Annotated in this window: 9 protein-coding genes; 7 read left to right on the forward strand and 2 right to left on the reverse strand. The window is 40.0% G+C overall.

Annotation, left to right across the window (positions count from 1 at the left end; genetic code table 11):
* Nucleotides 1–25: 25 nt before the first annotated feature.
* Together CWB76_RS14910 and katG are read left to right on the forward strand one after the other, a co-directional pair.
* The gene (locus CWB76_RS14910; RefSeq protein ID WP_010387567.1) at nt 26–1,366 is read left to right on the forward strand and encodes an L-cystine transporter; all 1,341 of its coding nucleotides are present in this window, start codon (nt 26–28) and stop codon (nt 1,364–1,366) included.
* 308 nt (nt 1,367–1,674) lie between these two features.
* Nucleotides 1,675–3,942 carry a catalase/peroxidase HPI gene (katG, locus tag CWB76_RS14915; RefSeq protein ID WP_138570376.1) on the forward strand — a complete coding sequence of 756 codons (2,268 nt, stop codon included), beginning with the start codon at nt 1,675–1,677 and terminating at the stop codon, nt 3,940–3,942.
* 60 nt (nt 3,943–4,002) lie between these two features.
* On the opposite strand, the gene CWB76_RS14920 is transcribed toward katG, so the two are convergent.
* On the reverse strand, nt 4,003–5,883 hold the full coding sequence (locus CWB76_RS14920) for an MFS transporter (protein WP_138608707.1): 1,881 nt from the start codon (nt 5,881–5,883) through the stop codon (nt 4,003–4,005).
* Nucleotides 5,884–6,115: 232 nt separating this feature from the next.
* Between CWB76_RS14920 and CWB76_RS14925 the strand changes: the two genes are divergently transcribed.
* The 5 genes from CWB76_RS14925 (at nt 6,116) to CWB76_RS14945 (ending at nt 9,553) form a co-directional block, all read left to right on the forward strand.
* A complete protein-coding gene (locus CWB76_RS14925) occupies nt 6,116–6,895 on the forward strand; it encodes a DUF2189 domain-containing protein (protein WP_138608709.1) in 780 nt (259 codons plus the stop codon).
* A 173-nt stretch (nt 6,896–7,068) separates the two neighbouring features.
* Nucleotides 7,069–7,488 (forward strand): CBS domain-containing protein, encoded by a 420-nt coding sequence (locus tag CWB76_RS14930; protein ID WP_138608710.1) that lies wholly within the window; start codon nt 7,069–7,071, stop codon nt 7,486–7,488.
* Between the two features lie 156 nt (nt 7,489–7,644).
* The gene (locus CWB76_RS14935; RefSeq protein ID WP_138608712.1) at nt 7,645–8,001 is read left to right on the forward strand and encodes a DUF2237 family protein; all 357 of its coding nucleotides are present in this window, start codon (nt 7,645–7,647) and stop codon (nt 7,999–8,001) included.
* Between the two features lie 320 nt (nt 8,002–8,321).
* Entirely contained in the window at nt 8,322–8,846 is a 525-nt protein-coding gene (gene dps / locus CWB76_RS14940; RefSeq protein WP_138608714.1) for a DNA starvation/stationary phase protection protein Dps, read from the forward strand.
* Nucleotides 8,847–9,100: 254 nt separating this feature from the next.
* Nucleotides 9,101–9,553 (forward strand): c-type cytochrome, encoded by a 453-nt coding sequence (locus CWB76_RS14945; RefSeq protein WP_138608716.1) that lies wholly within the window; start codon nt 9,101–9,103, stop codon nt 9,551–9,553.
* A gap of 54 nt (nt 9,554–9,607) precedes the next feature.
* On the opposite strand, the gene CWB76_RS14950 is transcribed toward CWB76_RS14945, so the two are convergent.
* Nucleotides 9,608–10,318 carry a VC0807 family protein gene (locus CWB76_RS14950; RefSeq protein WP_138608718.1) on the reverse strand — a complete coding sequence of 237 codons (711 nt, stop codon included), beginning with the start codon at nt 10,316–10,318 and terminating at the stop codon, nt 9,608–9,610.
* Nucleotides 10,319–10,491: the final 173 nt, after the last annotated feature.

The raw sequence follows: 10,491 nt of genomic DNA on the forward strand, positions 1-10,491 counted from the left end.
ATTCACAGCTATAAAAGAGGGTACCATGTCGCTTGCTGTATTATTAATGTTGGCATTATTTGTCGGTTTGCTGTTTGCTATTTATCTTGTTTCGCAAAAAAGCAGCTCTTTATCTCGTACCGTTTTATTTGGTTTAGTGCTTGGTAGCGCCTTTGGTTTAGCCCTACAGTTTTTGTTTGCCCACTCCCCAGAAACCATTAAAGAAATACTCAGCTGGGTAAGCATAGTAGGTAAAGGCTATGTCGGTTTGCTAAAAATGATCATTATGCCACTAGTATTGGTCTTTATGATTGCCGCTGTGGTTAAGCTTGAGAACCAAGGCTCACTAGGGAAAATATCCTTTATTAGTATCTCTGTTTTACTGTTTACCACCGCAATTGCAGCGCTAATTGGTATTGCTGTAACGTATGGATTTGACTTGAGCATTGAAGGGCTTGTTTCGGGTACTCGTGAAGCCGCTAGAATGGACACCCTACAAAGCAAAGCCGCGAATGTAGCCGACCTAAGTGTGCCGCAAATGCTACTGAGCTTTATCCCTGAAAACCCATTTGCGGATTTAAGTAATCAACGTTCAACCTCTATTATTGCCACGGTTATATTTGGTGTACTTGTTGGTATAGCTGCACGTAAAGTAATGCTTGAAAAAACAGAACTTGCTAGCCCAATTCGTAACGGTGTAAACGCCCTACAAGCAACAGTAATGAGCTTAGTTCGCATGGTAATTGCACTAACGCCTTATGGTGTTGCGGGCCTAATGGCAAGCGTTGTGGCAAACTCAAGCAGTAGCGATATTTTAAATTTACTCGCCTTTATTGTGGCTTCTTACGTGGCTATTTTACTAATGTTTGTTGTGCATGGTTTATTGCTTAGCTTAGTCGGCGTTAATCCAAAAAATTACTTTGAAAAAATTTGGCCTGTGCTTACCTTTGCTTTTAGCTCACGTAGCTCAGCGGCATCTATTCCTATGAATGTTGATGTGCAAATTAACCAGTTAAAAGTGCCACCTGCAATCGCTAATTTATCGGCTTCTTTTGGTGCCACTATAGGTCAAAACGGTTGTGCTGGTATTTACCCTGCTATGCTTGCGATGATGGTTGCGCCAAGTGTGGGGATTGACCCACTTACATTTGAGTTTATTTTACCGCTAATTGGTATTGTGGTTATTAGTTCGTTTGGTATTGCAGGTGTTGGCGGTGGTGCTACCTTCGCAGCGTTGGTTGTATTACCGACCATGGGACTACCTATAGAGGTAGTGGCTTTACTTATTTCTATTGAACCATTAATAGACATGGCGCGCACTGCACTCAACGTGTCGGGCTCTATGACCTCAGGTGTGATCACCAGTAAATTAATGAAAACTCAATAGCACTCACTTTAATCTAATAGCCCAGCCTACGCTGGGCTTTTTTATGTCTGCCCCTCTTTCAAAGCTCTTTAGTGATTTGTTTATTTAATCATTTAACTTTAATGAATCATTTTTATAGATTGTATCAATCGCTTTATTTCACACACGGTTTTTAGCCTCCTTACTATACTATTCGCACTGCTTAGTGCATTCAGGCTCATTTAACAACAACTTGAATGAAGTTTTAGCCTACTGTTTTTAAATGAGTAGACCCTATTTTTAATACGCTTTGTATATAACGAAATTCGTTAACTTTAAGGAAGCTGACAATGAAAAACCGATCATTTACAAAAAAAGCGCTTGTTGGATTTATAAGTATGGCACTTATGTCTGGCTCTGCTTTTAGTCAAGAAAAACCACAAATGTCTAAGCCACAAGGTGCTGTAGGCATGGGTGAGGCAAAAATGGGTGCAACCAGAACCAACCAATTTTGGTGGCCAGATCAACTTAACCTATCTCCTCTTCGCGATCATGATCTACGTTCAAACCCTTACGGTAGTGACTTTAATTATGCAGAGGCATTTAACAGCCTAGATTTAGACACTGTAAAAAGTGATATCGACGCTCTGCTAACCCAATCTCAAGATTGGTGGCCGGCAGATTTTGGTAACTATGGCCCATTTTTTATTCGTATGACTTGGCACAGTGCAGGTACTTATCGTACGCTTGATGGCCGTGGTGGCGCTGGCGGTGGTCAACAACGTTTTGAACCGCTTAATAGCTGGCCAGATAACGTAAGCTTGGATAAAGCGCGCCGTTTACTTTGGCCAATTAAACAAAAATACGGTGAAGCCCTTTCATGGTCAGATTTAATCGTATTAGCCGGTAATGTTGCCTTAGAAAACATGGGATTTGAAACCTATGGTTTTGCTGGTGGTCGTACTGACGATTGGGAACCAGACATGGTTTACTGGGGTCCTGAAGTAGAAATGCTTGCCAGCGACCGTGAAGATGCCAGCGGCAAACTAGAACGCCCATTGGGTGCAACACACATGGGTTTAATTTATGTAAACCCAGAAGGGCCTAAAGGGGTTCCTGATCCTATTGGCTCAGCTAAAAATATTCGTGTTGCGTTTTCTCGCATGGCGATGAACGATGAAGAAACCCTAGCACTTATCGCCGGTGGTCACACCTTTGGTAAAATGCATGGTGCGCACAAACCTAAAGACTGTGTGGGTGCAGAGCCTGCGGCAGCAGGTATTGAAGAGCAAGGTTTAGGCTGGAAGAACAAATGTGGTAAAGGTCACTCTGAAGATACCGTATCTAGTGGTTTAGAAGGCGCATGGACACAAGCACCTACTCGCTGGTCATCATTATATTTAAGCAACCTACTTAACTTTGAGTGGAAACAAACTCGCAGTCCTGCTGGCGCTATTCAGTGGATCCCAACAGATGAATCATTACATAAGTCAGTACCTGATGCGCACGTTAAAGGTAAATTTAACCCACCGGTAATGACCACTGCCGATTTAGCGTTAAAATTTGATCCTGAATATCGCAAAATTGCTGAACGCTTTTTAAATGACCCAAAAGAGTATCAACTTGCATTTGCTAAAGCATGGTACAAATTAACTCACCGAGATATGGGACCACCACGTAACTTTTTAGGTAAAGAAGTACCTAAAGAAGACTTAATTTGGCAAGACCCTATTTCAGCAGAGACTAAATCAAACATTGATGCTGGTGCAGTAAAAGAGCTGAAAGCTGCTATTTTAGACTCGAACCTAAGTGTACCTGAGTTAGTACGTGTAGCATGGGCATCGGCTGCCAGTTACCGTGATTCAGATATGCGCGGCGGTGCCAACGGCGCACGTATTGCGCTAGCACCACAAAAAGATTGGGCAGTAAATAATCCAGCAGAAACCACAAAGGTACTTAAAGTATTAAAAGCGATTCAAGCTGACTTTAACGACAGCTTATTTAGCAAAAGCCATGTATCGCTTGCTGATTTAATTGTGCTTGGTGGTAATGCAGCGATTGAAAAAGCAGCCAAAGATGCAGGCTACTCAGTAGACGTGCCGTTTAATGCTGGCCGTGGCGATGCTACACAAGCACAAACTGACGTTAATGCATTTAGCTTATTAGAGTTGCCTGCCGATGGTTTTAGAAACTATTTTGATGCAGATAAGAGCTATAAATCACCAACTGAAATGCTGATTGATAAAGCGGATCAGCTTGACCTAACAGTTCCTGAAATGACTGTATTAGTCGGTGGCTTACGTTCACTTGATGCAAACTATAAAGGCACTGACTACGGCGTATTTACTGACAAGCCTGGTACTCTAAATAACGATTTCTTCGTTAACTTATTAGATATGTCGACGGTATGGAAAAAATCGTCAGATGCTGGCATTTATCAAGGCTTTGACCGTCAGTCGGGTGAGCAAAAGTACACCGCTACTTCGGTTGATCTGATTTTTGGTTCAAACTCAGAGCTACGTGCAGTTGCTGAGGTGTATGCTTTTGATACATCAAAACAAAAGTTTGTAGAAGACTTTGTTAAAGCATGGACTAAAGTAATGAATTTAGACCGTTAATAACCATTAAATAACACAACCACAGCGCTGCAATAATTGCAGCGCTTTTTTATTACTAAGCTACTTTAAAGCAAGTACTCGATCACGCAAGTCATCGGCACTCACATGTTCAGGCGCAACCGGCTCACCAATCGCTACGCTTACCAACGACCATTTGGGTCTAGGTAGTCGCCATTTAGTTTTTCGACTAAACATACTGCCCCATAATCCATCTAAATGAACTGGGATAACAGGCACAGGCGTGCGCTGAATTATTTTTTCAATTCCGCGGCGAAATACATCAACTTCGCCATCACCGCTGAGCTTGCCTTCAGGAAAAATACCCACCAGCTCACCACGTTCCAGTGCTTGCGCAATGTTATCAAAAGCTTTATTAAACGCCTTAGGATTTGATTTTTGACTATCAATTGGGATAGCTTTGGCCATTTTAAACAACCAATTAAGTGCCGGTGAATAGTAAATAGGTGCAAATACAACAAACCGAATTGGCCTAGGTGACGCCGCTAAAATAAACATCCAATCAACAAAGCTAACATGATTACTTACCACCACCGCAGCGCCTTCATCGGGAATATTGAGCTCGCCTTTAGTGCGCACGCGATACATGCAAATCGCTAAAATGTAGATAATAAAACGTAAGAAAAACTCCGGTACTTTGGTGTATATGTACAGCGATATTAGTAAATTAAGCCCTGCTAATAACAATAGTAATTGTGAAATATCCCAGTGTAATAGCGTTAAAGTAACAATACTTAAAACGGCGCTGCCAACCATAAACAATGCATTTAACACATTGTTAGCTGCAATTACTCGTGAACGGCTATCGGGGTGAGTACGCTGCTGAATGAGTGCATACAAAGGTACCGTATAAAACCCTGCGGCAATACCTATTCCTGCCATCCAAACAAAATGCCAGAGCATATCGCCGGTATTAATCACTTGTTCAAGAGTAAGCTGCAACTCACTCACTTGGTGATAAAATTCAATACCAGGCTCTTGGCTTAGTAAATATAAAAATAAGGTAATTAATAGTGCACCAAAAGGCACAATACCTAACTCAATACGTGAGCGCGATAGCTTTTCACACAATAAAGATCCTAATGCAATACTTAACGAAAACACCACTAAAGCAGCTGTCACCACCAACTCATCACCTCCCATTACATGTTTTACGTAATTAGGGAGCGCCGTTAGTATCACCGCACCAATAAGCCAAAACCAACTGATCCCTAATACTGACTTACCCACCGACTCGGTTTGTGCCTTAAGCGCATTAAAAACACTTTTGGTTGAAGTAATAGGGTTAATCGATACTTTTAAGTTAGCATTATTGGCTGCACTTTTAGGAATAAATCGACTGCTTAAAAAGCCAATAACCGCAAGGCTCACTATTGCGATACTGATATAAATAGGGCCCGCTGCTTGGGTTATATAATAGGTACCAAATACGGTGCCCAATAAAATAGCGACAAAAGTGCCAGACTCCACCAGTCCATTGGCTTTGGTTAGCTCATTTGGGGCCACATGCTGCGGTAAAATAGAGTACTTAAGCGGTCCAAAAAAAGTGCTTTGTAAACCCATTAAAAATACAGTACCTAACATTAACCAAACCTGCTCGGTTAAAATCGATACTACGCCCACCAGCATAATAGGAATTTCGCAAAACTTTACGATGCTGATCAGTTTTGATTTTTCCAACTTTTCTGCAATTTGCCCAGCCATGCCTGAAAATAGAAAAAACGGTAAAATAAATAATCCTGCCGCCAGATTAGAATAAAAGGCACCATCAGCTACCGTAGCAGCCTGAAAAATTAAAATAAGCAGGATTGATTGCTTATAAACATTGTCATTTAAAGCAGAGAAAAACTGCGTCACAAACAGAGGTAAAAACCGTTTACTACCCAGTAAAGCTCCTTGAAATTGTTGTTTATTTTCCTTCATTACGGTCTCTTAAAATTAGCTTCAGGGTTTAGATTACCACTGTGGAAAAGAAATACGAACCCACTTTTTAAGTACATGCTCAAACATATATTTAAATAAAAAAAATAGCTAACCCAACAAAAATGACTAACAAATGAACAAAGCGACTAAATCTTGCGTATAAGCGTTTATGAGTTGTAAATAGAACATCTATGTTCTAAACCTAAAAGGTGACTAAAAAAGGAGCATCTTTATGCCAACTACAAACACAATAGATAAAGACACTAAATTCGCACGTTGTTTAGAGTGCAACAAAGTAAATACATTTGCCGCTTTTCATTGGCTTTCGTTAGCGTTTAAAGATATGGCGCGCGCGCCCATGTTAAGTTTAATTTACGGTTTAATCTTCACGCTTATTCCGGTAGCGATTGTTTACTCTGTTGTACTTACCGACAGCCACTTAGCTATTTTACCTGCAACCGTTGCTTTTGCTTTAATCGGTCCGGTATTCGCCGTTGGCCTATACGATGTAGCCTGGGAGCTTGAGAAAGGCCACAAACCTACATTAAGCCATTCATTGAAATCAATGTTTCGTAACCCCGTAGGTGAATGGGGTTTTGCGGTATTACTCATGGTGATTATGATTATTTGGATGCGCCTAGCTGCAATTGTGCATGCATTATATCCAAACCACGCAAATCCTACCTTTGAAGAACTTTCTGCGTTTTTAACTATAGGCAGTATTATCGGCGGAATTTTGTTGGTCAGTGTGTTTTCAATCTCAGCATTTACCCCGCAAATTATGATGGAAAGACGTGTTGATATAATGACCGCAGTCGTTTCTTCAATCCACGCAGTCAAAGAAAACTTTGCAGCCATGGTTGTGTGGTCAATTTGTATATTTGTACTGGTAGCGCTTGGCTTTGCTGCAGGTGCCGCTGGATTCATTATTATTATGCCGCTACTTAGTTACGCTAGTTGGCATGGATACATCGCAGTTATCAAAACTAAAACACCACGTGGCTATGAATAACACTTACCAGTAGTTTTAAGCACTTAATTAAATGCTTTTTGGCATTTAATTAAGTGTTGCCTCTTCTCCCTCAGTTTACAAAATACGTAAAAACCTTGATCTGAATAAGGTGCAAAGCTTAAAAATAACGCTAATATATGCTGATACACTGCAGATAATATAAAGGAATAAACATGAGTCAAAACGTTACAGACTTAATGACAGCTAACCCATTTTCGGTAAACATAAAAAGCACTTTGCATGACGCACACAATTTAATGAAAGAAAAAAACGTTCGTCATATTCCTGTTATTGACGAAGACGGCGCATTTGTCGGTATGCTTACCCAAAAAATAATGGTCGCCAAAGTTATGGGGATCATGGCAACGTTTGGTGCTAATGCATTACAACGCAAAGAAAAACTCACAAAAGTAGAAGATATTATGGTGAGTGATTTTATCAGTGTAACGCCAGAGCAGCCGCTATCAGATGTCGTTAAATTTTTTGTAGATAATCGCCACGGTTGCATGCCCGTTGTGAGCGAGCAAGGTCAGCTAGTAGGTATTTTAACGTCTTCTGATTTTGTGCGTTTAGCTGCAGCACTGCTCTCGTAAATCCCTTATTTAATAAAAACTGCATTTGGCTTCACTAAGTGCAGTTTTTATTCGCTTAAAAGATATATAAAATTAACAGCATAGATAGCTAAGTCACTAACAGCCTGCTATGGTAAACCCCCTGCTTTTAATGGTTATTACAAGGTAAGTTTTCATATGGCTAATCAATTAAATGTACTAGGAACTCGCTTACAACTTTGCTGTGGCAACGGTGGCTATACCCGTGAGGGATTTTGCTATGTACCAGATTCAGACTTTGGCAATCATAGTGTATGCGCCATTATGACCGACGAATTTTTGCAGTTTTCCAAGGCGCAAGGCAACGATTTAATTAGCCCTAATCCTTTGTATGATTTTGCTGGTTTAAAAGCTGGCGATAAGTGGTGCTTATGTGCGATTCGTTGGTATCATGCCATTGCTGCGAATGTTGCTCCTCCTGCGGTACTTGAAGCGACAAACCAAAAAGCGCTCGACATTATTCCGCTTGAAGTATTAAAAGCACATCAATATTAAAAAACGCTATAGCGATTAAACCCTGAACTCTACTTTTCTTTTTGCCTAAATACCTTAGGCAAAAAAAGCCTTTAAAGTACTCCATTTTTAAATGTATTTTTTGCAGAATTTACAAAAAAAGTGCATGTTTTTCATACCCCTTTAAGCTAAATACTCCTTGAAGCTTTATCAAACAAAAATAAATAAATATATTTCAATAGCTTACAATAAAAAACCTAACGGCATGCTCATTGCTTCTATTAGAACAGACGTGTTCGTTATCGCAATTAAAACACTCACTTGAGTTAAGCGAACACTATTTTGAAATAGTAGGAGGCATAATGAGTAACAGTAATAATGCAAACAAAGTCGCTGAATTTACCGCTCCCGGTGTAGAAAATGAATCAGCAAGTAAAGCAATATCTGTTCTAGAAGATCGCATGGTAGCGCTAATTGATTTACAACTAACTTTAAAGCATATTCATTGGAATGTAGTAGGTCCAAACTTTATTGGCGTACATGAAATGCTAGACCCACAAGTTGAAACCGTACGTGAAATGACAGACACCATAGCAGAACGTATTGCCACTTTAGGCGGCGTGCCTGTTGGTACACCAAAATCAATTGTCGATCGTCGTTCATGGGAAGATTACGCTATCGGCAAAGGTTTAGTAACTGAACACCTAGCTGCATTAGATAAAGTATATAACGGCGTTAACGGTGATCACCGTAAAGCTATTGAGTCACTCGGTGAGCTTGATCCGGTATCTGAAGATATGATCATTGCGCAACTTGCAGAGCTTGAGCAATATCAGTGGTTTGTTCGCGCCCACATAGAGTCATCTACAGGCCAATTGAACAGTTAATATTTATGGTAAACGTTTAGTTTACGAAGCCCAGCAAGTTGCTGGGCTTTTTCATGCTTGTGATGTTTCATTCCATCATTAATTATCATTCAACTCTCTAGTTATTCTCCTTGAGCATATATGCACAACAATTAGGCTATTCGCCACTCTTTGACTACACTCAAATTAGGCTATTTCTTAAAAGAAGCATTTGTTGACGCAAATGAGTTTGCGTTAGTAATGCGTAAAATTAATTTGAGAATACAGGAGCTCTAATGAAATACACTCTACTAATCGTGTGTTTAATTGCACTCACAGGCTGTGATAAAGGAGTTGATTCTCCACGAGGTTTTAGCTTGCCAGAGGGGAATGCAGAACAAGGTAAAGCCGTGTTTTTAAAATATAAGTGCTTGGCATGTCACACCCTTGCAGGCGTTGAAGATAGCAGCGTAACAAAACATGACGATATTTCTATTAAGCTAGGAGGTAATAAAACCAAAATAATTTCTTATGCTGAGCTGGTCACGTCAGTGATCAACCCCTCACATCGGTTTTCTAGGCCTTATAGACCCGACGCCAGAAATGAAGATGGCAGCTCAAAAATGACGGTATTTAACGATACCATGACCGTATCTGAACTCACCGACTTAGTCACTTTTTTACAACCAAACTATAAACTTATTCCGTACCACAGAACTAATTACCAACTTTACTCTCACTACAAGTAAATATTGATAGCAAAAAAAAACCGTTGCTAAACAACGGTTTTTTATGCGTTATATCTACTCGGCATTAACCATTTCTTCAAACTTCATACCGGTCAGCTTGGTCAGCACTTTAATCACATAAATAAAAATTCCAATCAGCATTATCATAGATGGAATCGCGATCACTGGATAACTCAATAGCGTCATTTCACCAAGTTGCTCGTTAAATTCCACGCTACCTGCTGGGCTAGTAACAATCCATTTAGCTAAGAGGTAATTCATCGTTGATGAAAACACAAAGGTCAGCGCTAATAAGTAATTAGCATTAGTAATCTTTTGTTTAAAGTTTTGCGTATTGCCGCGCTCATCAAGGGCATCGTAAATAGTGTCTAACTTAAATAAAAGTGAGTTTAATAAGAGCTTGGCTAGCAAGGGTTTACCAAAAAAGCCCGACATCAGCACGGTAAAACCAATGATTGCTGGTATAGCCGCTTCTTTTATTGCTAACCACTCAACATTAAGCTCAAACAACGCAATACCACCGGTAAGCAAAGTACTTAAAAAGCCCAAAAGTGAAATAAAATTTAATGAGCCCGCTTTTATAAAATCATAAATACCGTAACTAATAGGGAATATAAGCGCCACAATTAAGCCAACCACGCTGCCTAAATATTCAGGCCCTGAAAATTTCATTAAAATGACTGAAGGTATGATGATATTAAATACGATTTCGATAAGCGGATTATTCTTTTTACGCTTATTTATAGCTTGATTATCATTGGTCATTTTTAATTCCAAAAAATATTACTGCTGCCATTAGGGTCTGTTGACCTTTGCGGATTAAAATTTGTTCAAACTAGGGGCGGTTTAATCGCGGCGCGAGGTTTGTAACCTAGTGGGCTAAGTAAAAACCGAGCAACAAAGAGTAAATCGCCCCTAGGCAGAACCCTTCGGGCAGC

This window comes from Pseudoalteromonas sp. S1609 (assembly GCF_005887255.1).
Lineage (GTDB): Bacteria > Pseudomonadota > Gammaproteobacteria > Enterobacterales > Alteromonadaceae > Pseudoalteromonas.

Coding starts and splice junctions, on each gene's coding strand:
- CWB76_RS14950 (WP_138608718.1), bottom strand. CDS start 10,318: ATGACCAATGATAATCAAGCTATAAATAAGCGTAAAAAGAATAATCCG.
- dps (WP_138608714.1), top strand. CDS start 8,322: ATGAGTAACAGTAATAATGCAAACAAAGTCGCTGAATTTACCGCTCCC.
- CWB76_RS14935 (WP_138608712.1), top strand. CDS start 7,645: ATGGCTAATCAATTAAATGTACTAGGAACTCGCTTACAACTTTGCTGT.
- CWB76_RS14945 (WP_138608716.1), top strand. CDS start 9,101: ATGAAATACACTCTACTAATCGTGTGTTTAATTGCACTCACAGGCTGT.
- CWB76_RS14920 (WP_138608707.1), bottom strand. CDS start 5,883: ATGAAGGAAAATAAACAACAATTTCAAGGAGCTTTACTGGGTAGTAAA.
- CWB76_RS14930 (WP_138608710.1), top strand. CDS start 7,069: ATGAGTCAAAACGTTACAGACTTAATGACAGCTAACCCATTTTCGGTA.
- CWB76_RS14910 (WP_010387567.1), top strand. CDS start 26: ATGTCGCTTGCTGTATTATTAATGTTGGCATTATTTGTCGGTTTGCTG.
- CWB76_RS14925 (WP_138608709.1), top strand. CDS start 6,116: ATGCCAACTACAAACACAATAGATAAAGACACTAAATTCGCACGTTGT.
- katG (WP_138570376.1), top strand. CDS start 1,675: ATGAAAAACCGATCATTTACAAAAAAAGCGCTTGTTGGATTTATAAGT.